We start from the raw sequence: 21249 nt of genomic DNA on the forward strand, positions 1-21249 counted from the left end.
TGGTTCCTACGATTACGACTAGCGTTCTCATCGCCAGAGGCTCCTTTTTGCGTGGGTTGGACATTATGGGCGGTGGAAAGGGGCGTCAACAGGCAATTGCACCAATTTTCTAACTTCTGGGTGGTATTTTGCGACATTTTATTGCGCATTTTGACGCATGTTCGGAACTTTCGGGATTTTCGGCCCTTTGCAATGCTTGGCGAGTGGCACGGAAGTGTCGAAATGCGTCATGCCGATGTCCGAAACGGGCATGATCGTGATTTTAGGCTGAGTCACGCTGGACTTAATTGCAGTGGCGAGGGAGGCCGAACATGTTGCAGGATCTGGTTGATCTCGGGCGATACCCGATAGACCGCCCCGGTTCATGGGCATATGAGCAGCTGATAGGTGATCTGAGGCGCGAGCTGGATCGGGACGGCTGTGCTGTTCTTCCAGGTTTCGTACACGAGGATGGCGTGGCGCGTTTGCTGAAAGAAGCCGATAAGACTGCCGTTGGTGCACATAGGTCATTTAGCCGAACGAATCCGTATTTCACCAAAGACGACCCGGCATTGGCGCCAAGCCATCCGGTGCGTCGATTTTATGATCGGTCGAATGCCTTTGTGCCAGCGGACAGTTTTTCCAAATCCGGACCGCTGCGACGTATTTATGAGTTCGCTGGTTTTTTACCTTTCATTCGAACGGCATTGAACGAGTCCGAAGACCGGTTCTTTCGCTACGATGATCCTTTGGCTGATGTCATCATCAACGTGGTCGAAGAAGGGCAGGGGTTTCCCTGGCATTTTGACACCAACAACTACACCGTGACGCTGGCCATTCAGAATGGAGAATTCGGTGGTGAATTCGAATATGCCCCCAACCTGCGAAGCGCCGAGGATGAGAATTTCGCGGCTGTTTCTGCGGTTCTGGGCGGTGATCGGACACGGGTGCACCAGTTGGTGTTGAACCCAGGGGATCTGCAGATTTTCAAAGGGCGCTATTCCTTGCACCGGGTCGCTCCCGTGAAAGGAGAGCGCAGACGATATGTCGGGATCTTTTCTTTTGTCGAAACCGAAGGCATGTGCGGTGGGGTGGAACGGACCCGTCAGTTATATGGGCGTGTTCTTCAGCATCACCATGACAAGGAAGGAGTCCGGCGCGACGCCCTTCTGGATTGACGGTAACTAAGAGTGCTCTCGCCCGTTGCCCGCCTGCCTGCGGCGGCTAGGCCGAGCAGCGCGTGCCGCGCTACGGGATCAGAACCCTGGGCTGGTGCCCTGTAGAACGCCGTGCTCCAGCGCATAGCGGGTCAGGCCGGCAGTTGAGGATATGCCCAATTTTCGTTTGATGTTCTTGCGATGGGTTTCGACCGTTCGCACTGAGATATCAAGTGTTTGGGCGACTTCCTTGTTCGATTTCCCTTGTGCCAGCTCCAGCAAGATCGTCTGCTCGCGCCCGGTCAAAGCCTCGCGCGTTGTGTCGCCTTTGGGTTTGAGGGAACCGCTTGCGCCCGTGCACAAATATTGTTCCCCCCGCATGACGGCGTCGATGGCCTTTTTGATTTCATCCGTTGGGACGTCCTTGAGCACGTACCCTTTTGCACCATGGCTGAGAGCAGTCGAAATATATTCGGGGCTGTCATGCATGGACAGGATCAGAATGCAGGTGTCCGGTATGCGTTCAAGGATGATCTCGGTTGCGCTCAGACCGCTTAGCCCGGGCATGTTCAGGTCCATCAGGATGACGTCAGGCTTCAGATCGGCAACCTGATCAACCGCTTTCTTTCCGCTGCTGAGTGTCCCGACCACGGTAATGTCATCATAGCTTTCGAGGATCGACTGGATCCCCTCGGCCACCATTGGATGATCGTCGACAATCAGGACCCGGATCGTCTGGTCGCTCATGTACCGGCCTTTCGGTTCGGAGTTGCGTCTTCCTGTGGCGGCAACAGGTGGCTGAGTGGCAGGCTGACCTCGATCACTGTGCCGCTGCGGTGGCCGCGTGATGACAGAATACGCAGCGATCCGTCAAGTTGCTCGATCCGTTCCTGCATATTGCGCAACCCAATCCCGGTACTGCCCCGACCCGGAGAGTTGCGCAAACCGCGGCCATTGTCGGTTATTCGCATGGTTGCGCCTTTCTTGTGCCCGCGCAGATCGATGGTGACATGGGTGGCACCGGAATGGCGTTCGATATTGGTCAGGGCCTCTTGGGCAATGCGATAGAGGGCGATCTTGCTATCCTGATCCAGCCGGTTGCGGAAAACAACGGTCGAGAAATCGGTCTCGATCCCGGTTCTCTCGCGGAAATCATCTGTCAGAGCCTCAAGCGCGGGGCCGAGGCCCAAATCGTCCAGCACGCCGGGGCGCAAGTCGCGACTGATGCGGCGGACCTCGCTGATGGCGGTTCCCAGATGCTCGATCCCCTTGTCCAGTGGATCATGCGCGCCCACATCATCGCCGCGCGACAGGCGACGGCGGGCGTTGTCCAACGCAAAGCGCACGCCCACAAGGATCTGACTGATCCCGTCATGAAGCTCGCGTGCCACACGGCCGCGCTCTTCCTCTTGCGCGTCGAATACCCGCTGGGTCAGCTGTTTAAGTTTGGCATCGGCCAGACGTCTTTCGCGGATGTTGAGCAACATGCCTGAGGCAAAGACAATCAGAACAGCGGCCAGAACAATGGCACCGATATACATGAAGGTACGCTGCACGCGCGCTTCAACCTCGGCCCGTGCGCTGGCAACTGCAGCAACGATGTCATCGATGAATACCCCGGTGCCCACGACCCAGCGCCAATCCTGAAGGCCGACGACATAGGCGATCATCTGCGCCTCTTCCCCGGTCGAGGGCTTTTGCCACATAAAGCTGTGCCAACCCGCACCCTGCCTGGCGAGGCGGATGAACTCATTCACCACCGGTGTGCCGTCGCTGTCGGTCAGACCCTCCCAATTTCGGTTGATGAACTCAGTCTGACGGGGGCTGACCAGATTGGTGCCGTCATAGTCATAGACGAAAAAGAACCCGTCCTGCCCATAGATCATGGCCGACAGGATTTGCGCGACCTGAGTTTTGGCGGCGGTGTCATCCGGAGCCGCGCGCCCGTAGATATAGGCAAACCCATTGCGCGCCTGAGTCACATAGTTGCGCAGCTCTTCCTTCTTGGCCTGAATCAAAGAGCGTTCCAGTGCTTCAATTTCGCGCTCGGCAGTGGCGCGCGCCTCATAGGCAACCATCACCGCAATCGCGGCCACCGCCACGACCAGCGGGATCGCCGCCACCAGCGACAGCTTTTGAGCATAGGTCAACGAGACCAGTTGTCGAAGTCTTTGCATGGACGAATCGATACGCAAGCCACAGCAAAATTGCAAAAAGATTGGGCGTCTGGCGGGAAAACGGCACCAAAAATCCCTGTTTTGCTATGATTGGGCCGTTATTGCCTGTGCAATTCGCGCAGAAAGCCGCGTTTCTACGCAGTAGTAGGTATTCCCTTTCACTTCCTTGTGACTAGTCTTGCCGCTGTTGAATACGACAGGCCCGGACAATCCGGGTCATGATTATGAAGGGGAGGATCACTCATATGGACCGTCGTTCATTTCTGAAAACATCCGCACTGGGCGGCTCGGCTGCTGCAGCGACCACGCTGGCGGCACCGGCCTATGCACAGGGCAAGCGCACGCTGACCATGGTCACATCCTGGGGCCGTGGCCTTGCAGGTGTGTTCGACAGCGCGCAGCGTTGCGCCGACAGCATCACCACCATGTCGGACGGCAACCTGAACGTTGAGATCAAAGCAGCCGGTGAGCTGGTTGGCGCGTTCGAAGTGTTTGACGCGGTATCATCCGGTCAGGCCGACATGTACCACGCGGCAGACTACTATTTTGTGGGTCAGCATCCGGGCTATGCATTCTTTACCGCTGTTCCGTTTGGTATGACCGCCCAGGAACTGGTGAACTGGTACTACCATGCCGGTGGTATGGAACTGCATGACGAGCTGGGCGAAATCTTTGGCCTTAAATCCTTCCTGGCTGGTAACACCGGTGCGCAGGCGGGTGGCTGGTACTCGAAAGAGATCAACAGCCCCGAAGATTTCAACGGCCTGAAGTTCCGCATGCCGGGGCTGGGCGGTAAAGCTCTGGGTAAACTGGGCGCATCCGTGCAGAACATTCCGGGCTCCGAAGTGTATCAGGCGCTGTCATCCGGCGCGATCGACGGAACCGAGTGGATCGGTCCGTGGGCTGACGAAAAAGCCGGTTTCCAGGAAATCACCAAGACATACTACACCGCGGGCTTCCATGAGCCGGGTGCGGGTCTTTCGCTGGCAACCAACCGCGAGGTCTATGACAGCCTGTCTGCCTCGCAGCAGAAGATCATCGAGATCGCCGCAGGTGAATGCCATCAGTGGAACCTAGCGCAATTCCTGGCCAACAACGGCGCGGCGCTGCAGCGTCTGCAGGCTGGTGGCGTCAAGGTCATGGAGTTCCCGGACAGCGTTTGGGACGCGTTTGGTGCCGCAAGCCAGGAAGTCCTGGACGAGAACATGGGCGACGAGCTGTTCAAGCGCATCCACGACAGCGCGATGGAATCCATGGCCGCGTCTTCGGCCTGGAACAATCTGTCGTCGGGTGTCTACACCTCGCAGCGCGACCGCGTTCGCGGCTAAGTCACTTCGATCTTTGAAATCGGTTCCCCCGCATGTCGGGGGAGCCTTTCCCGTTGCGCATCTGACGGTCGGACAAACTGTAACTCTCAGATGTGCAACTGACGCGACCTGGGGACAACATGCAGGACGAAAACGGTATCTCGTTCTTCGGCGCCCTGTGGAATGGACTGATATGGTTCATTCAGAGCATTGCCGAAGCCTTCATTAATTTCGGATACGCCATCACGCATCCGCAACTCTGGCTGGACTGGTCGGACAAAGAAGCAGTCATGCGCTTTGTCTATTACGGCGGGTCGGTCGAGTTCTTCTTTGTGGTTTTCACGCTGTTTCTGGTGTTGACGGCCATTGGTCTGTACTACCGCAACTTCATGTGGGCGATGGTGCGCGGGCTTGAAGGCTTTGCCAACACGACGGGGCGTTTCTTCGCCTGGGCAGGCCTTTTGATGGTGGTTCAGCAGATCATCATCGTGTTCATGCAGCGGGTCTTTACCCGCCCGGATATGTCCTTTGGGCTGGGTATCCCGTTTCAGATGGATATCAGCTGGTTCGCGGAAGAGCTGAAACTGTATAACGCCATGGTCGTGTGCCTGTGCTGCACCTACACCTTTGTACAGGGCGGCCATGTCCGCGTTGACCTGATCTATGCGGGCATCAGCCACCGCGCCAAACGTGTGGTCGACATGTGTGGTGCCATACTGTTCATGATGCCGATGGCGGTGCTGACCTGGATGTATGGCTGGTACTTCATGTGGCGGCATCTGATCGTGCCGAAGCCCTCGGCCAGTGATACTTTGGACCGGCTGGTGGCCAAGTCCCGCGCGCTGCGCTGGAACGTGGAAACCATCGGGTTCAGCCCCAACGGATTCAACGGCTATTTCCTGTTCAAGATCCTACTAATCGCCTTCGCAGCGATGGTGTTCCTGCACGCGATTGCATTCCTGTACCGCTCGTATCTGGAATATGTGGAAGGCCCGGAAAGTGTTGGAAAATACCTCGACAAGGACAGCCTTGGCGAGGGTGAAGAAGCCTACGAAGGCGCGCATTAGGGACGGAGAACCAGACAATGCTATTCGGACTTGATGGCGTCGAGATAGGCCTCATTATCGTATTTTTCTGCCTCTTCGGAGGTATTCTATCCGGTTTTCCGGTGGCCTTCGCCATCGGCGGGGCAGGAGTGATCTCATTCGGCATCATCGCCGCATTGGACAGCGCAGGTTTGCTGATTCACCAGGCGATCGACACCGGCTCTGCGGCGTATCGGGATCTGGTCAGCACCGGGGTTAAACCCGATACCATATCAGTGTTCCGCTTCCCGGACTTACCAAGGATTGCCGAGCCTGTTTTTGTCTCGGGCTGGGAAACCGCGCTGGACCGCAACGTGTCGTTCATCGTGAACCGCATGAACGAGCGGGTTCTGGCCGGTCAGTCCATTGAAACCCTTCTGGCGGTTTTGATGTTCGTGCTGATGGGCATCACGCTTGAACGGTCGAAGATCGCCAATGATCTGCTGACCACAATGGCGCGCGTCTTTGGACCGTTGCCGGGTGGTCTGGCCGTTTCGATTGTGGTCGTGGGGGCGTTTCTTGCGGCCTCAACCGGGATCGTGGGCGCGACTGTGGTGACCATGGGCTTGCTGGCGCTGCCAACCATGCTGCGCAACAACTATTCGCCTGAATTGGCGACGGGTGTCATTGCGGCTTCAGGTACGCTGGGGCAGATCATCCCGCCCTCGATCGTGATTGTTCTGCTGGGAACGCTGGCCGGTGACTTGTATTCGACGGCTCAAGAGACCCGCGCGGTTGACGCAGGATGCACGGACGCACTGACCTATCTGGGTGAGCCTGCGGTTGTCTCGGTCGGTACTTTGTTCCAGGCCGCCTTGCTGCCAGGGATCATGTTGGCGCTGCTATATGCGCTTTATGCCTTTGGCTATGCGCTGCTCAACCCGCATAAGGCGCCTGCGGTGCCCATGACCGGCGGCAGCGGAGAGCCCATTACCCGTTCAGAAGGTTTCACCTGGTTGCTGGGTGCGCCTGTCGCGCTGATCGTGGGTACAGTTCTGCTGGGCAATCTGGGGGTTATCGGCAGCCAGAACGTCTCGGTCTCGGCTTTCTCTGATATCGGGCAGGGCGCATCGCTGCGGACCAACGTTTCCGAAACCTGCAAAGCCTCGATGATTGAGCTGCATGGTCAATCCGCCTGGGATCAGGCCGTGGCCGAGCAAACGGCCATTGATGACGCAGGTGGTGCCGCAGAATCGACCCGTCTGACCGAGGAAGAACTGGCCACCGCGCAGCAAGAGAAGATTGCCAACGCCGCTCCGATTGGAACGGGTGTTGCGGTGATGGTTCTGTTGCTGGGTCTGACCATTGTGCTGGGTCGGGGCATTGCGCCGTCACGGTCGCCACAGCCGCTGATCCTTGGGTCCATTGGTCTGATCCTGATGTTGCTTGTCGATATTCTGTTCGTGTCGCCAACAACGTCGTCAGGGTTGACCTTTGTGATGCTGGCGTTGCCCTTTGCCTTGGCCATCTATGGCTGCAAAGAGGCTGCGGCGCGCTGTGCCACCAATGATCTGATCCGGGTGGTCTTTCCACCGCTGGTTCTGATCATCGCAGTGCTGGGGTCGATCCTGGGCGGGGTGACCAACCCGACCCCGGCGGCGGCACTGGGCGCGGGTGGCGCGATCATGCTGGCGGCCTATCGTAAGCTGCAAGACCAGGAGCGGTCCGGCAAGGTCATCATTTGGGCCACCTTCGCCGTGGTCATTGCCCTGTTGATGGGGGTCAATTTTGATCTGCGCATCAATCAGAGCAGCGCCTCGGCCGAAACCTGGATTGCCTTCATCATAGCCTATGCGGCCTATCTGTATGCCCTGTTTGGTTTGCTGTTCGGCTGTTGGGTTCTGTATTCCAGCGGCGTACTGACCCCGGTGGTGCGGGAAACCGCCAAGGTGACCTCAATGGTGTTCACCATTTTGATCGGGTCACAGCTGTTGAATCTGGTGGTGATCTCGTTCGGCGGTGAGCACTATATCCAGCAGTTCCTCAAGAGCTTTGACAATGAATTCACAGTCTTCCTGATCGTGATGCTGGTGCTGTTCTTCCTTGGGTTCGTACTGGATTTCCTAGAAATCATCTACATCGTGATCCCGATTGTAGGCCCGGTAATCTATGGCGGGTCTTTTGATCCGAAATGGGTGACGATCATGGTGGCGGTGAACCTGCAGACCTCGTTCCTGACGCCACCTTTTGGATTTGCGCTGTTCTATCTGCGCGGGGTCGCGCCGAAAGAAGTGACCACCGGCCACATCTATCGTGGGATTGTACCGTTTGTGCTGATCCAGGTGGTCGGTATCGGAATCCTTTGGTTCTTCCCTGCGATTGTGACCATCGTGCCGGATCTGATCCCGAATTGATCAAAGATCAGGTGTTCAAATGAAAAGGGGGGCCAGCTGGCCCCCTTTGCTTTGTTTGTAGGTAGAAGGGGCCAGCCCCTTCTTGGCCTGCGGTCAATTCAACCCCGAGGTATTTTTGGCCAGATGAAGATGCGGATCAGGTGAATTGGATCAGATCCCATCTGTTTCCGAACGGGTCCTGCCAGACTGCTACGGTTCCATATGGTTCATGGCGCGGGGCTTCTTCGAAATGGACGCCTTTGGCCAGCATGTCCTTATAGTCGCGGTCGAAATTGTCTGTTTCCAGAAAGAAGCCGACCCGACCACCTGTCTGGTTGCCGATTGCGGTTCTCTGATCTGCATCGATGGCCCTGGCGAGTAGAAGTGAGCCCCCGGTGGATCCGGGTGGGCTTACGCGGACCCATCTTTTTCCAGCGCCCAAGTCGATGTCCTGCGTCAGGGAAAAGCTGAGTGTATGCGTGAAAAAGGCGATGGCATCATCGTAATCCGGCACGACAAGCGTAACGGCGTGGAGGCTTTGTTGCATCAGGTTTCAGCCTTTGGTCGGGTGACGATCAGGCAGTTGGATGCTGGCAACCTGTTCGGCGATGGGGGCTGTGGACAGCGGGTGGTGGCCGTCATGTGCAATGTCATAGGGATCCTTGACCCGTTTCCATTCGCCCTGACTGTAAACTTCCAGCCCTGCAAAGCGGGATTTGTATCCCATTTTCGGGCTGCCAGGCACCCAGTAGCCAAGATAAATATAGGGCAGACCCGCCTCGCGTGCGATGTCGATGTGATCCAAAATCATGTACGTGCCCAGTGAATTCTGAGGCTGTTCCGGGCTATAGAATGAATAGACCATGCTCAGCCCGTCATCCAAGACATCGGTCAAACTGACAGCGATCAGATTGCCGGATTCCGGGTCTGAATATTCGACCACTCGGCTGCGTATGGGGGTCTCTTCGATCATGGCTGCAAATTCGAAGACGTCCATATCCGCCATGCCGCCATCCGCATGTCGGGTGTCAAGATAGGTGCGGAACAGGTCATACTGTTCGTCGGTAGCCCATGGGGAATTCGCCCGGCGTCGCAGATATGAGTTCCGCCTGACCGCGCGTTTCTGGCTTTTGCTGGGTTGAAAGGCCGAAACGTCAATCCGCGCGGACAAACACGCGGCGCAATCGGTGCAGGAAGGGCGGTATAGGACGTTCTGAGACCGTCGAAACCCTTGCTGGGAAAGGGAGTCATTCAGTTGATTTGCGCCTTCGCCCTGCAGCGCTGTGAACAGCTTACGCTCCATCTTGCCCTCAAGATAAGGGCAAGGCTGAGGGGCCGTAACGTAGAATTGCGGCGCGATTGGCAGCGTGTGTCGCATGAATGTCCTATGGTTCCTGAAACGGGATGATAACAACCGTTCCCGGAGCCGCCAAGTGATTCACGCGACAGTCTTTTAAGCGCGACGGTTAATCATAACAGTTCCGAGAAGGGTGTCAGTCAGGCCCTGGCCGCGCGCGCCGGTCAGCATCATGATGACTGAAATGATTTGCAGCACCGGAAATGCCATGCTGACAAAATAACCGGCTGTGTGTGCGACCGCTTTACCTGTGTCCATTCGTTCACCAAAAGCGTCGCGCAGTTCGACCCCCATGAAACGCATACCCAGAGTGGCCGAGCCGTTGGCGATTGTGACGACGCGATAGACAAAACTGACCACCGCATAAATCAGGGCGAGTATCAGTACGCCTAGCCCGAGGGTCAGGACGATGGCGACGGTACAAAGCAGCGAAATAAAGGCGATATCGAACAGCCAGGCCAGGAACCGTTTGGTCGTGACGGACTGGTAAAACTCGGGCTGTCGGTTCGGGTCTGGCAAGGAGTGCATACGGGTCATTCCGGTAGATGTTTCAAATACCCTGTCCCGATTGTCGGAACAGGGCAAGGTCGATCAGGCGTTATCGCCGGTTTCATCGCTTTCGCGGTTCTCGCGGACGCGTTCATCCATGAACTGGTCGAATTCGGCCTTGTCTTTCGCTTCGCGCAGGCGATGCAGGAACGCTTCGAATTCCTGTTGCTCACGCTCCAGCCGAGCCAGAGTGTCGGACTTGTAGGCGTCGAATGCGCTGTTGCCCGAGGGTTTCATTGCGCTCATGTGGCTGTGCCAGGATTTGCGACGGCTGCAGGATTTGTTGAACATACGTTTGCTCCAGATCATGTAGGCCAGAAGGGCCAGGCCGACGGGCCAGAAAAAGATAAAGCCAAGGACCATGGCTGCGATCCAGGCCCCTTTGCCTTTATCGTCAAGCCAGGCTTCTGCGCGGCTGAGCCATCCCGGGTTTTCAGGGACGGCGTGTTCGGTCAATGCGGTCATTGGTGCTCTCCGGGTTAGATGTAAATTGCTTTCACATTGAATAGATGGGGGCACCAAACCCAGTTACAAGAGGTCAATGTGAAAATGATTTACATTTCTGAATTTCGGATGGTTGACCTGACATCTGAACAAGCGCAATTTCAGTCTAACGCACCACGGTTTCTTTCAAACATTGGCTGGGTTGTCTGCTGCAGCGCTGTTTTGAGTTAAGCGCCAAATTGTTGCAATGTCGGGTCAGATATTTGGCCACAGAAATACTGAAACCACGTCATCGGAGATGAAATGACAGGACTTCTTGCCGTCAACCGTGTACCGCGCGCCTTTGATCCTTCACTTGGTTCCGAAGCGCGCGATGCAGTGGGTGGCATTACACCTGAGCAGGGGGAACTGATCGCAGGGGCTGCGGGCTCCAGCCCCTATCTCAAAGGCCTGATTGATCTGGAAGCTGACTGGCTACCGCAAGCTTTGGCGCAACCGGACGCGATGCTTGCATCCATTATGGAAACCGCAAGGGCCTTGCCTGCGGATCAACTCAGGCCGGGGCTGAGGCAGGCCAAGAGGCGTTTAGCGCTGTTGACCGCCCTAGCGGATCTGGCAGGGGCCTGGCCGTTGGAAAAAGTTACAGGGGCACTAACCGATTTCGGGGCCATGGTAGCGGATGTTGCCGCCAAGGCCGAGATTGCAACCTTGATCCGGCGAGGTAAATTGCCGGGGATGACCGAAGATGATATCGCCTCTGCCGCGGGAATGATCATATTGGCCATGGGCAAGATGGGTGCGCATGAGTTGAACTACAGCTCTGATATCGACCTGATCGTTTTGTTTGACGAAACGCGCTATGATCCGGACGATTTCTATGATGCGCGGCAAGGGATGGTCCGGGCGACACGGAATTTCTGCGCCACACTCAGTGACAAGACAGCGGATGGATATGTATTTCGCACGGATCTAAGGCTGCGGCCTGACCCTGCGGTGACGCCAGTTTGTCTGGCTGCGGAAGCTGCCGAACGGTACTATGAAAGTCTGGGCCGCACTTGGGAGCGCGCCGCATATATCAAAGCGCGTCCCTGCGCTGGCGATATCGCTGCGGGGCAGCGTTTCCTGGATACGCTCCGCCCCTTCATCTGGCGAAGGCATCTGGACTTCGCGGCTATTCAGGATGCCCATGACATGCGCTTGCGTATCCGCGAAAACAAAGGGACAGGCGGTGCGCTGACCATTCCGGGTCATGATATGAAACTAGGGCAAGGCGGGATACGCGAGATTGAATTCTTCACTCAGACCCGACAGTTGATTGCCGGAGGTCGCGATACGGACCTGCGCGTGCGTGGCACTGTACCGGGTTTGGCGGCTTTGGCCGGCAAAGGGTGGGTGCCCGAGGACGTGGCTGAAAAGCTTACCGATCACTACCGCGCGCATCGCGAAGTCGAACACCGCATTCAGATGATCCATGATGCGCAGACCCATAAGATTCCGCAATCCTCGGACGGGATTGAGCGGATTGCATGCCTGATGGGGATTGATAGCGCCGATCTGACTGCGGATCTGAAACGGCGACTGACCGAGGTTCATGAGTTGACCGAAGGTTTTTTCGCCCCCGGCCCGACAGCCCGTGCACCTTTGCCAGAAGTTGAATTTGACGAAAGCATATTGGCGCGCTGGACGACCTACCCATCACTGCGTTCTCAGCGCGGGGCGCGGATTTTCGAACGGCTGAAACCAGAGCTGCTGACGCGTCTTGCCAAAACCGCCCAACCGGATGAGGCGCTGCTGGCACTGGACGGCTTCCTTCGCGGGTTGCCTGCGGGCGTGCAGCTGTTTTCTCTGTTCGAGGCCAACCCGCAGCTTATCGACCTGCTTGTCGATATAGTAGGCACGTCGCATGCATTGGCCGCGCATTTGTCGCACAACGCCTCGGTCTTTGATGCGGTGATTGGCGGCAGCTTCTTTGACGACTGGCCGGGCCGGACGGTGCTGCAGGGCGAATTGGAGCGAGAACTCTCGCAGGAGCAGGACTACGAAAGCCAGCTTGATCTGGCGCGGCGCTGGTGCAAGGAATGGCATTTCCGGATCGGCGTTCACCATCTGCGCGGGTTGATCGACGGCGTGCAGGCCGGGCAGCAATATGCCGAACTTGCAAGCGCGGTGATCGCTGCGATCCTGCCATGTGTTGTGGACCAGTTCACCAGCAAACACGGGCCCGCACCTGGTCGCGGTGCCGCTGTGTTGGGCATGGGATCCCTGGGGGCAGGGCGGATCAACTCGCAATCTGACCTTGATATGATCGTGATCTACGACCCGCTGGATCAGGACATGTCCGAGGGCCCACGGCCTCTTGCCACGCGGACCTACTATGCCCGGTTCACGCAGGCACTGATCACGGCGCTGTCGGCTCCAATGTCGCAGGGGCGACTTTATGAGGTCGACATGCGGCTGCGCCCCTCGGGCAATCAGGGGCCGGTGGCGACCAGTTGGGCCAGCTTCACGAACTATCAGCAGAATGAGGCATGGGTGTGGGAACACCTAGCCCTGACGCGCGCAAATCCCGTCGCCGGTGAGCCCTCTCTGGCCGACGATATCGAGGGCTTTCGAACAGAGCTTGTTTCGCGCTCCCGCGATCAGGCGCAGGTTTTGCGCGAAGTTGCCGAAATGCGCGCGCGTCTGGCAGCCGCGAAAACCCCCGCCGGTATTTGGGATGCCAAGAATGGGGCCGGACGCATGATGGACATAGAGCTGATGGCCGAAACAGGCGCTTTACTGTCCGGTGTTGCAAAGCGCGATGTACATGCCGGGTTGGACGGTGCAGTCGCAGCCGCGCTTTTGGATGTCGCTCAGGCGCAAACGTTGAAGGATTGCTACGATCTATGCTGGTCTGTGCAATGCGCAGCTCGACTGTTGTCAGGTAAGGTTATCGAGGCCGATAAAATCGGAGAGGGCGGTTCCGCCTTCCTGTGTCGGGCCACCGGGTATGAGCAGGTAGAACAGTTGCAGGCCGCGTTGCAGGAAAGCTACGATATCGCCGCCGAAATTATCGGCCGCGTGATTCAGGAGGATAAAGATGCCGCGCAATGACGATCCGAACGATCACAAAGGCCTGATCCGCGAGGCCTATCGCATCGATGGCATCACATTGCCCGAATGTCGCAGTATCTTTCTGGACTGGGCGTTGAGCCTTCCGGAGGGGCGTGATCAGAGGCAAGCCCTGTCTGACCTGCACGCCATCTATGCCAAAGATGAGGCCGATCACCCAATGACACAGGTGCTGACCGAAGGGTTGCAATCAGCTCAGGCGCCGAAACGGCGCGGTGGTTGGCGGTCTCGCAACCGCTAGGGCTTTCCCCTCGGCGTGTTCGCGACTATGAGGTCGCCATGACCCAAACTGCAGACCGTCCCCGTATCCGCCTGAAACCCAAAGCCAATGCGCGCGGCCTGCGCCATGGCTTCCCGTGGGTCTATGCCAATGACATTGTCACCGACCGTCGCACGCGCAAAATCCCTGCTGGCGCGCTGGCCGTGCTCGAGGATGAAAATCGCGCGCCGATCGCGCTGGTGGCGGTCAATCCTGAATCGAAAATCATGTGCCGTGTGCTGGACCGCGATCCTGACGCCGAGCTGACGGCTGATTGGTTCGAAACCCGTCTGCGCCACGCGCTTGATATGCGCGAACGCCTGTTTGACGCGCCCTTTTACCGCCTGATCCATGCCGAGGCGGATGGCTTTCCGGGTGTCATCATCGACCGGTTCGGTGAGGCCTGTGTGATCCAGCCCAACGCTGCCTGGGCCGAGGCGCATCTGGATATGTTGACCGATGCACTGACCGCCGTGACCGGCGTGACGACCGTGCTAAAAAACACCTCGGGCCGGACACGCGGTCTGGAAGGGTTGGATGATGTCAACCTGACCTTGCGCGGCACTGTCCCGGATGCGCCTTTGCCCGTATTGATGAACGGCGCAACCTATATGGCGGATTTGGCGGGCGGTCAGAAAACCGGCCTGTTCTATGACCAACGCCCCAATCACGCCTTTGCTGCGCAGCTGGTTCAACCCAAGGCACAGGTACTGGATGTCTTCAGCCATGTCGGAGGGTTCGGGTTGGCGATGCTGGCGGGTGGCGCCGGACAGGCGCTGTCGGTCGATGGGTCGGCCGCGGCATTGGAGTTGGCCGCAAAAGGGGCCGAGGCTTCTGGCTTTGCCGATCAATTCGACACGCGCCAAGGCGATGCCTTTGATGTGTTGGCTCAGTTGAACGACGAAGGCGCTAAATTTGACGTCGTTATCTGTGATCCTCCCGCCTTTGCACCATCAAGGCAGGCGCTGGATGCAGGGCTGCGGGCCTATGAACGCATTGCGCGATTGGCCGCCACACTGGTCAAGCCGGGCGGATATCTGGGCTTATGCTCTTGCTCGCACGCTGCTGATCTGGGCCGCTTCCGCGACGCCTCATCCCGTGGTATCGGGCGCGCCGGGCGCTCAGCCCAACTGATCCATACGGGCTTTGCCGGGCCCGATCACCCGCAACTGCCGCAGCTGGCTGAAAGCGGTTACCTCAAGGCCGTGTTCTACCGGTTATGAAGGCTGTACTCGATACCTGCGTCATCTATCCAACGGTGATGCGTGAGATGCTGTTGGGCACCGCCCGACTAGGTCATTTCACCCCTATATGGTCGGCGCGCATCCTCGAGGAATGGGCCCGCGCCGCGCGCAAACTGGGTCCCGAGGGTGAGGCGCAGGCCCGTGCCGAGATTGCCCTGACGCAGGTCAAATGGCCCAAGGCAGAACGCCCAGCCAATGCTGGCCTGCAGGCTCGGCTCTGGCTGCCGGACGCAGCAGATATCCACGTTTTGGCCACTGCAGTAGCCGCGTCAGCGGATACCATCGTCACGGTCAACGCCAAGGATTTCCCCAGAAATATTCTTGCAGAAGAAGGGCTTGAGCGGCGTGACCCTGACAGTCTGCTGTATGGTTTCTGGTATAACGACCCGCAAGGGCTGGACCAGCTTGCACAGCAGGTACTGGCCGAAGCAAACCGCCTGTCAGGCGATACATGGACTTTGCGTGGATTGATGAAAAAAGCCCGCCTGCCGCGTCTGGGCAAAGCGCTCGCCAGCTAAGTGGGATCCCTGCTTCATCTGACTAAAATTACCTCGGAGAGCGCGAGAGGCTGGCCTCTCGTCGCCGAGCCTCAGCCACGCGCCCAACGCTGCTCAAGCACTTCCAGCGCCGCAATCCGCTCATCCGTTTTGGGATGGCTCATCAACCAGGCGGGTACAACGCCCGCGCGTTGCTGCGTCAAATCCTCAAGCTTGTGAAACAGAGACTTTTGCGGGCCGATGCCGATTCCGGCTTTGGTTAGCAGGGCGGCGGCATATTCATCTGCTTCATATTCATCCCCACGTGACAGGCGCGACGCCAAAAGCGCAGTCAGCGCATTTGCAATCATCGCACCGATGAATGGGATGAACCGGCTCAGAAGCAGCATCAAGGCTGTCCGCAACGCATTCTGTCCAGAAAAATCAATCATCCGCCGACGTGCATGACCCAAGGCCACATGCCCCAGTTCATGTGCGATGACGCTCGCCATCTCTTCGGCGGAAACCTCGCCATTGAGGAACTTGCGATAAAACCCGCGTGTGATGAATATTCGTCCATCCGGCGCCGCAAGCCCGTTCACCGGGTCGATTTCATATATATAGACCGGAACCCTCTCGATCCCCAGCGCCGCCGCCAGCCGGTCAGTCATACGCTTGAGGGCGGGATCGGCCAGTTCGGTCGATTTCAGGTCAAGCTCGCGATGGGTGCGCCAGACCGAGATCCGGTACATCACCACGGCATACAGAACCGCCAGAAGAATCGGAGTAATTCGGAGCATGGTTCTGATATGGGGATAAGCAGACACAAGGGCAAGGCATCAGCGTTTCCGTGGGCCTGAAAGGTCTCCTAGCTGCCATGACGCAGTGGAAACTGGGTTCATTAGGATTCTAACTGTTGAAAAACGCCGCCTGCCGCCTTATCCGCACGGGAACTCGTCGGAGAACACACAATGTCCAACAATGACCACGAAGCCCGTCACCTGGAAACGCTTGACCGCGACCTTAGACGCTTTTCTCGGCTAGAAGTGGCAACCTCCCAGGTGGGTCGCCCATTTGTCGGGTCTGGCATCGCGCTTTCTTTTATCGTTGTCGCAGGTCTTGTGGCAGCCTTCCTGTTCGGACAAGGCAACAACACGCTGATCGTAGTACTTGCGGCAATGTTTGGGGCATATATGGCGCTGAATATCGGGGCCAATGATGTTGCCAACAATATGGGACCGGCGGTCGGGGCCAATGCGCTGACCATGGGGGGCGCCATCGCGATTGCTGCCATATTCGAAAGTGCAGGCGCGCTGATCGCTGGAGGTGACGTTGTTTCCACGATCGCGAAGGGCATTATCGCTCCTGAAAGCATGGGAACGCAGACTGTATTCATCTGGGCGATGATGGCGGCTTTGTTGTCTTCGGCGCTTTGGGTCAACCTGGCGACCTGGGTCGGAGCGCCCGTGTCCACGACCCACTCGGTTGTCGGAGGCGTCATGGGGGCGGGGATCGCCGCAGCCGGTTTTGGCGCAGTAAGCTGGGGGACGATGAGCAAGATCGCGGCCAGCTGGGTTATCTCGCCGATGCTTGGCGGTCTGGTGGCGGCTGGTTTTCTTTGGTTCATTAAGGCCAGGATCATCTATCAGGACGACAAGATCGCGGCGGCCCGGAAATGGGTTCCGATGCTGGTTGGTATCATGGCGGGGGCGTTTGCAAGCTACCTGGCGCTGAAGGGTATCAAGAAGATCGTCAAGATCGACCTGAGCACTGCTCTGCTGATCGGGGCAGTCTGCGGGGCGTTGGTCTGGGCCGTGATGATTCCGGTTATTCGGCGTCAATCCGAAGGGCTGGAGAACCGCAACAAGTCCCTCAAAATATTGTTTGGCATTCCGCTGATCGTGTCCGCTGCACTTCTCAGCTTTGCACATGGGGCCAATGATGTGGCCAATGCCGTTGGGCCTTTGGCGGCCATCGTGCAAGCCTCTGCCTCGGGTGATTTCACCCAGGCGATCAGTATTCCCTATTGGGTCATGATCATCGGCGCCTTTGGCATTTCGTTTGGCCTGTTCTTGTTTGGGCCAAAACTGATCCGAATGGTTGGCAGCCAAATAACCAAACTTAACCCGATGCGTGCCTATTGCGTTGCGCTGTCCGCAGCCATCACCGTTATCGTGGCCAGTTGGCTGGGTCTTCCCGTAAGCTCGACCCATATTGCAGTGGGTGCCGTCTTTGGTGTCGGCTTCTTCCGGGAATGGGATGCTGAAAGACGGCTGCGTAAAGCCCGCATTACAGTGCCTGAGCGGACGGTTCTGGCACCGGAAGAACGCCGCCGGCGCAAGCTGGTGCGCCGCTCGCACTTTATGACGATCATAGCAGCCTGGATTATTACCGTGCCCGCGGCGGCTGTGTTGTCGGGTGTTCTGTTTCTGGGCATTCAGGCCATCGCCGGGTAATACCGGCCTCGGCAGAACCTGATCCGCGGGCTGGCGTTATCGCGTCAGCTCGCGCATTCCTTTTTCCAGCCCGGCCAGAGTCATCGGCACCATCCGATCCTGAAAAATCTCGCGGATCATTCCGATTGAGTGGGTATATTCCCAATACTTCTCAGGCACTGGGTTGATCCACAGGTTCGATGCCCATTGGTCGCGCGCCCGCTGCAGCCAGATCTGGCCAGCCTCCTGGTTCCAATGTTCATTGGCACCGCCGGGATAGGCGACCTCGTAAGGGCTCATCGAGGCGTCGCCGACGAAGATGCATTTGTAATCGGGACCATAGGTGCGCAGCACCTCATGGGTCGGCGTCTGCTGGTCCCAGCGGCGGATGTTGTCACGCCAGACACCTTCGTACAGGCAGTTGTGGAAGTAGTAATATTCCAGATGCTTGAATTCGGTTCTTGCGGCCGAGAACAGCTCTTCCACCACTTTGATATGTGGGTCCATTGAGCCTCCGACGTCCAGAAACAACAGAACCTTGACGGCATTGTGCCGTTCGGGCCGGGTTTTGACGTCTAGATATCCATGCTCGGCTGTGGCGCGGATGGTGCCGTCCAGATCAAGCTCTTCTGCAGCACCCTCGCGGGCCCAGCGGCGCAGGCGTTTCAGCGCGACCTTGATGTTGCGCGTGCCCAGTTCGACCGTGTCGTCCAGGTTCTTGAATTCGCGCTTGTCCCAAACCTTGACCGCGCGCTGATGACGGCTTTCCTCCTGGCCGATCCGCACACCTTCCGGATTGTACCCGTAGGCTCCGAAGGGCGACGTTCCTGCCGTACCGATCCACTTGTTGCCACCTTGATGGCGGCCTTGCTGATCCTTGAGCCGCTCTTTCAGCGTCTCCATCAGCTTGTCGAACCCGCCAAGGGCCTCGATCTCGGCTTTTTCCTCTTCGCTGAGGTGCTTCTCCGCCATCTTCGCCAGCCAATCGGCAGGGATGTCGACGGCTTCGAGGACCTGTTCGAACCCGATCTGTTCCAGCCCTTCAAAGCTGGCGGCAAAAGCGCGGTCGAACTTGTCGATATTGCGTTCGTCCTTCACCATCGACACGCGGGCGAGGTAATAGAACGCCTCGACATCATAGGTTGCCAGCCCCTTTTTCATACCCTCCAGAAAGGTCAGATATTCCCGCAGGGATACGGGGATACCGGCTTTGCGAAGGTTTTCGAAAAAGGGAACAAACATGGGCTACACCACAAAGCGAACCAGAACCAAGGACAGGATTAGCCCGACCAGCGCAAAGGCGATTCCATATCCGGCTGCATATTGCGCGATATCGGCGCCGCTGCCGTTGCGTTTGCGCGCGGTCAACGCCCCAAGGAGCGCACCCAGCACCGCCAGTCCCAGAACCACTATCATGCGTTAATCGCCCCCGTTAATTGACTGGTCCTTCTGCGACGTCCTGCATAAGCGACCGGGCCACTACATCCGAGCCAAAGCCGTATCGTGCCCATCTCAGACTGTCCAGTCTGACGGAACGTGCCTCTGCGGAACGGCCGACTTCATTCAGGACCTCGGCTTTCAGCAACAATAACGTTGCAAGCTGCGAGGCGTTCTCAGCCCGTGTCATCACGTTAATAGCGTCGTCGATTTTGGGCAGGAACTCTGGCCCATTGCCTTGCGAAAGCGCAAAGGCGCCCAGTTGGGTCGTGATGTAGGATCGATGCAATTCCGTGCCCGGTGTAGCGCGCAGAAACTGCAGGGCAATATCATATTGGCGCAACGCTTCATGCGGATCATCGAACTGTTCCATGCGGCCCATCAGGTAATGAGGGTAAGCGCGCCGGTGATCGGTCCAACCTTGTTCCTTGCCAATTCGGGCTGCCTTGCGGGCCTGCCTCATGCGCGATTGCTGGCTGCGACTGGATTGCAAGGATTTCTGAATTGCTGAAATCCAGGCTCGTGGAGTTTCCGACATGGGCTGTACCGGCACCGCATCACCGCGCGGATTCAGACGCGAGAGAATTTCGGGTATGGCCGTTTCGACCTGTTCACGTGTCATACCGCTGTGCAGTTGGGATGAATATGCGGCCTTCAGGATCAACATGTCGAACCCGGTCAGGACCGTGTGGATATTGTCATCGTTGAATACCGAGTCCGGAAGGCGATACAGGTCATTCAGCGGGCCAAGCGCCTGTGCAATCTCTTCGTGCAGGCAGTCACGTTTTTCCTGCGGACTTGCATCTGCGGGAATGAAGATGCCCAGTCGCTCACGGCTGCTCAGTTTGGTCCAGCTGCTTTTCTGTTTGAACCGATCCCGGCGGTACTCCTCAAGGCTTGAGGCATTGGGTACCACGAAACATGCAGCCTGAGGCAGGATGTCCTGAATCTCTTTTTGACTGACCGCCGCGATCGTGATGTTGGCCTGACCGTCCCTGATCTGTTTGATGTCTATCCCGGCCTCGGTGCGCAGACGGGTCAGCAGGCGGCCCAGATCCTTTTGAAGCGAGGCCGTCGCAGCCCCTGTCAACCGCACCGTGATCGGGGTTTCGAACCGGGTAAAAACAGGCAGTTCCGTACCCCCTTCCAGTGCGAAATGCAGAGAGATGAAATCCGCTGCAATGTTTTCATTCGACCGCGCCGGAGGCGAGGGGTATGCACGCGTAAAGGACTTGGCGGGGGGCAGGGGTGGTTCGACGTCCACAATCTCGGGTGGGCTTTCGGCAGGCTCAATCGTGGCACATGCAGTCAGGACAAAGCTGATCAAGATTGCGACCCATCGCGTCATGGGCGCTGATACTTGATGAAAGGTGTCTGTTTGCCGATCCTGTCATAGAGCTTTCGCGCGGTATGGTTGAAATCCTGCGTCAGCCAATAGACAGACGGTGCACCTTGCCGGTCCGCTTCGTCGTAAACGGCCTGAATCAAAGCGCGACCGACCCCCATGCCGCGCGCCTCGGGCCGGGCGAATAGGTCCTGCAAGTAGCACACGCTTTCTTCCTTCCAGGCATGGCGGTGGAACAGAAAGTGGGTCAAACCCACAAGCCCCCCGTCGGCCTGCGCGACGAAACAAGAAAAATCGTTCGGATCATCCCCCAGCAGTCGCGAGAATGTGCTGTCATAGACGGAATCCGGAACCGTCGTTTCATAAAACGCCAGATAGTCCCGCCACATATCCGCCCAGTCCTCGCGATCAGTCGGATGCAAGGCTCGAATTGTTACTGTTTCTGGCATTGCTGAGTCCCGTTGGGTCTGATGGTAAATTGCCCGGACAAGCCGGGCAACCCGAGACCAATGCTTGCATCCGAGACTTGCTAAGGCAAGCGGCGATCACCGAGG

General features: G+C 57.7%; 20 protein-coding genes. 9 read left to right on the forward strand and 11 right to left on the reverse strand.

The features are described 5' to 3' along the window. The first annotated feature begins 311 nt into the window (after window positions 1-311). Window positions 312-1157: a HalD/BesD family halogenase gene (locus AC2FGB_RS01360; protein WP_142633288.1), complete on the forward strand. Its 846-nt coding sequence runs from the start codon at window positions 312-314 to the stop codon at window positions 1155-1157. Window positions 1158-1235: 78 nt separating this feature from the next. Here AC2FGB_RS01360 and AC2FGB_RS01365 read toward each other — a convergent pair whose 3' ends face one another. Beyond that, entirely contained in the window at window positions 1236-1883 is a 648-nt protein-coding gene (locus tag AC2FGB_RS01365; protein ID WP_142633290.1) for a response regulator transcription factor, read from the reverse strand. After that, on the reverse strand, window positions 1880-3313 hold the full coding sequence (locus AC2FGB_RS01370; protein ID WP_142633292.1) for a cache domain-containing protein: 1434 nt from the start codon (window positions 3311-3313) through the stop codon (window positions 1880-1882). The genes AC2FGB_RS01365 and AC2FGB_RS01370 overlap by 4 nt, the downstream gene beginning before the upstream one ends. A gap of 245 nt (window positions 3314-3558) precedes the next feature. Between AC2FGB_RS01370 and AC2FGB_RS01375 the strand changes: the two genes are divergently transcribed. The 3 genes from AC2FGB_RS01375 to AC2FGB_RS01385 all read left to right on the forward strand — a co-directional run bounded on the left by AC2FGB_RS01375 (window position 3559) and on the right by AC2FGB_RS01385 (window position 8059). Further along, complete coding sequence (locus AC2FGB_RS01375; protein ID WP_142633295.1) at window positions 3559-4641, forward strand: TRAP transporter substrate-binding protein; 1083 nt, start codon at window positions 3559-3561, stop codon at window positions 4639-4641. Window positions 4642-4760: 119 nt separating this feature from the next. Continuing rightward, the gene (locus AC2FGB_RS01380; protein ID WP_142633297.1) at window positions 4761-5687 is read left to right on the forward strand and encodes a TRAP transporter small permease subunit; all 927 of its coding nucleotides are present in this window, start codon (window positions 4761-4763) and stop codon (window positions 5685-5687) included. Window positions 5688-5704: 17 nt separating this feature from the next. After that, window positions 5705-8059 carry a TRAP transporter large permease gene (locus AC2FGB_RS01385; protein ID WP_496693417.1) on the forward strand — a complete coding sequence of 785 codons (2355 nt, stop codon included), beginning with the start codon at window positions 5705-5707 and terminating at the stop codon, window positions 8057-8059. A gap of 136 nt (window positions 8060-8195) precedes the next feature. Here AC2FGB_RS01385 and AC2FGB_RS01390 read toward each other — a convergent pair whose 3' ends face one another. From AC2FGB_RS01390 to AC2FGB_RS01405, 4 genes are all read right to left on the reverse strand, one after another. Beyond that, on the reverse strand, window positions 8196-8585 hold the full coding sequence (locus tag AC2FGB_RS01390) for a VOC family protein (protein WP_496693418.1): 390 nt from the start codon (window positions 8583-8585) through the stop codon (window positions 8196-8198). Between the two features lie 6 nt (window positions 8586-8591). Next, the gene (locus AC2FGB_RS01395; RefSeq protein WP_496688360.1) at window positions 8592-9416 is read right to left on the reverse strand and encodes an arginyltransferase; all 825 of its coding nucleotides are present in this window, start codon (window positions 9414-9416) and stop codon (window positions 8592-8594) included. 75 nt (window positions 9417-9491) lie between these two features. Then, window positions 9492-9923, reverse strand: coding sequence for an RDD family protein (locus AC2FGB_RS01400; RefSeq protein WP_142635100.1), 432 nt, complete (start codon window positions 9921-9923; stop codon window positions 9492-9494). Window positions 9924-9986: 63 nt separating this feature from the next. After that, a complete protein-coding gene (locus AC2FGB_RS01405) occupies window positions 9987-10409 on the reverse strand; it encodes a DUF2852 domain-containing protein (protein ID WP_142633305.1) in 423 nt (140 codons plus the stop codon). 282 nt (window positions 10410-10691) lie between these two features. On the opposite strand from AC2FGB_RS01405, the gene AC2FGB_RS01410 reads away from it, so the two are divergent. Genes AC2FGB_RS01410 through AC2FGB_RS01425 form a run of 4 tightly spaced genes read left to right on the forward strand, consistent with a single transcriptional unit; the run spans window position 10692 to window position 15520 of the window. Beyond that, window positions 10692-13481 (forward strand): [protein-PII] uridylyltransferase family protein, encoded by a 2790-nt coding sequence (locus AC2FGB_RS01410; RefSeq protein ID WP_496688358.1) that lies wholly within the window; start codon window positions 10692-10694, stop codon window positions 13479-13481. Further along, entirely contained in the window at window positions 13468-13740 is a 273-nt protein-coding gene (locus AC2FGB_RS01415) for a hypothetical protein (RefSeq protein WP_281971953.1), read from the forward strand. The genes AC2FGB_RS01410 and AC2FGB_RS01415 overlap by 14 nt, the downstream gene beginning before the upstream one ends. 38 nt (window positions 13741-13778) lie before the next feature. After that, window positions 13779-14981, forward strand: coding sequence for an RSP_2647 family RNA methyltransferase (locus AC2FGB_RS01420; protein ID WP_496693419.1), 1203 nt, complete (start codon window positions 13779-13781; stop codon window positions 14979-14981). After that, the gene (locus AC2FGB_RS01425; protein ID WP_496693420.1) at window positions 14978-15520 is read left to right on the forward strand and encodes an RSP_2648 family PIN domain-containing protein; all 543 of its coding nucleotides are present in this window, start codon (window positions 14978-14980) and stop codon (window positions 15518-15520) included. Before AC2FGB_RS01420 ends, AC2FGB_RS01425 begins: the two co-directional genes overlap by 4 nt. A 71-nt stretch (window positions 15521-15591) precedes the next feature. On the opposite strand, the gene AC2FGB_RS01430 is transcribed toward AC2FGB_RS01425, so the two are convergent. Next, the gene (locus AC2FGB_RS01430; RefSeq protein ID WP_142633315.1) at window positions 15592-16278 is read right to left on the reverse strand and encodes a M48 family metallopeptidase; all 687 of its coding nucleotides are present in this window, start codon (window positions 16276-16278) and stop codon (window positions 15592-15594) included. Window positions 16279-16449: 171 nt separating this feature from the next. Between AC2FGB_RS01430 and AC2FGB_RS01435 the strand changes: the two genes are divergently transcribed. Next, window positions 16450-17934, forward strand: coding sequence for an inorganic phosphate transporter (locus tag AC2FGB_RS01435; protein ID WP_142633316.1), 1485 nt, complete (start codon window positions 16450-16452; stop codon window positions 17932-17934). A gap of 36 nt (window positions 17935-17970) precedes the next feature. Here the strand turns inward: AC2FGB_RS01435 and AC2FGB_RS01440 are convergent, their stop codons facing one another. Genes AC2FGB_RS01440 through AC2FGB_RS01455 form a run of 4 tightly spaced genes read right to left on the reverse strand, consistent with a single transcriptional unit; the run spans window position 17971 to window position 21144 of the window. Then, the gene (locus AC2FGB_RS01440) at window positions 17971-19155 is read right to left on the reverse strand and encodes a vWA domain-containing protein (protein ID WP_496693421.1); all 1185 of its coding nucleotides are present in this window, start codon (window positions 19153-19155) and stop codon (window positions 17971-17973) included. Window positions 19156-19158: 3 nt separating this feature from the next. Next, complete coding sequence (locus tag AC2FGB_RS01445; protein WP_185956603.1) at window positions 19159-19329, reverse strand: hypothetical protein; 171 nt, start codon at window positions 19327-19329, stop codon at window positions 19159-19161. A gap of 16 nt (window positions 19330-19345) precedes the next feature. Further along, window positions 19346-20698: a DUF2927 domain-containing protein gene (locus AC2FGB_RS01450; protein ID WP_496688349.1), complete on the reverse strand. Its 1353-nt coding sequence runs from the start codon at window positions 20696-20698 to the stop codon at window positions 19346-19348. Next, window positions 20695-21144: a GNAT family N-acetyltransferase gene (locus tag AC2FGB_RS01455; protein WP_496688347.1), complete on the reverse strand. Its 450-nt coding sequence runs from the start codon at window positions 21142-21144 to the stop codon at window positions 20695-20697. Before AC2FGB_RS01455 ends, AC2FGB_RS01450 begins: the two co-directional genes overlap by 4 nt. Window positions 21145-21249: the final 105 nt, after the last annotated feature.

The sequence above is a fragment of the Ruegeria sp. CDSC021 genome (assembly GCF_059610845.1).

Excerpts from the sequence above, each read along its gene's own strand:
- AC2FGB_RS01435 (WP_142633316.1), top strand. The coding sequence starts at position 16,450 with ATGTCCAACAATGACCACGAAGCCCGTCACCTGGAAACGCTTGACCGC.
- AC2FGB_RS01400 (WP_142635100.1), bottom strand. The coding sequence starts at position 9,923 with ATGCACTCCTTGCCAGACCCGAACCGACAGCCCGAGTTTTACCAGTCC.
- AC2FGB_RS01385 (WP_496693417.1), top strand. The coding sequence starts at position 5,705 with ATGCTATTCGGACTTGATGGCGTCGAGATAGGCCTCATTATCGTATTT.
- AC2FGB_RS01450 (WP_496688349.1), bottom strand. The coding sequence starts at position 20,698 with ATGACGCGATGGGTCGCAATCTTGATCAGCTTTGTCCTGACTGCATGT.
- AC2FGB_RS01430 (WP_142633315.1), bottom strand. The coding sequence starts at position 16,278 with ATGCTCCGAATTACTCCGATTCTTCTGGCGGTTCTGTATGCCGTGGTG.
- AC2FGB_RS01425 (WP_496693420.1), top strand. The coding sequence starts at position 14,978 with ATGAAGGCTGTACTCGATACCTGCGTCATCTATCCAACGGTGATGCGT.
- AC2FGB_RS01370 (WP_142633292.1), bottom strand. The coding sequence starts at position 3,313 with ATGCAAAGACTTCGACAACTGGTCTCGTTGACCTATGCTCAAAAGCTG.
- AC2FGB_RS01420 (WP_496693419.1), top strand. The coding sequence starts at position 13,779 with ATGACCCAAACTGCAGACCGTCCCCGTATCCGCCTGAAACCCAAAGCC.
- AC2FGB_RS01365 (WP_142633290.1), bottom strand. The coding sequence starts at position 1,883 with ATGAGCGACCAGACGATCCGGGTCCTGATTGTCGACGATCATCCAATG.
- AC2FGB_RS01440 (WP_496693421.1), bottom strand. The coding sequence starts at position 19,155 with ATGTTTGTTCCCTTTTTCGAAAACCTTCGCAAAGCCGGTATCCCCGTA.
- AC2FGB_RS01410 (WP_496688358.1), top strand. The coding sequence starts at position 10,692 with ATGACAGGACTTCTTGCCGTCAACCGTGTACCGCGCGCCTTTGATCCT.
- AC2FGB_RS01380 (WP_142633297.1), top strand. The coding sequence starts at position 4,761 with ATGCAGGACGAAAACGGTATCTCGTTCTTCGGCGCCCTGTGGAATGGA.
- AC2FGB_RS01395 (WP_496688360.1), bottom strand. The coding sequence starts at position 9,416 with ATGCGACACACGCTGCCAATCGCGCCGCAATTCTACGTTACGGCCCCT.
- AC2FGB_RS01390 (WP_496693418.1), bottom strand. The coding sequence starts at position 8,585 with ATGCAACAAAGCCTCCACGCCGTTACGCTTGTCGTGCCGGATTACGAT.
- AC2FGB_RS01375 (WP_142633295.1), top strand. The coding sequence starts at position 3,559 with ATGGACCGTCGTTCATTTCTGAAAACATCCGCACTGGGCGGCTCGGCT.
- AC2FGB_RS01415 (WP_281971953.1), top strand. The coding sequence starts at position 13,468 with ATGCCGCGCAATGACGATCCGAACGATCACAAAGGCCTGATCCGCGAG.
- AC2FGB_RS01405 (WP_142633305.1), bottom strand. The coding sequence starts at position 10,409 with ATGACCGCATTGACCGAACACGCCGTCCCTGAAAACCCGGGATGGCTC.
- AC2FGB_RS01360 (WP_142633288.1), top strand. The coding sequence starts at position 312 with ATGTTGCAGGATCTGGTTGATCTCGGGCGATACCCGATAGACCGCCCC.
- AC2FGB_RS01445 (WP_185956603.1), bottom strand. The coding sequence starts at position 19,329 with ATGATAGTGGTTCTGGGACTGGCGGTGCTGGGTGCGCTCCTTGGGGCG.
- AC2FGB_RS01455 (WP_496688347.1), bottom strand. The coding sequence starts at position 21,144 with ATGCCAGAAACAGTAACAATTCGAGCCTTGCATCCGACTGATCGCGAG.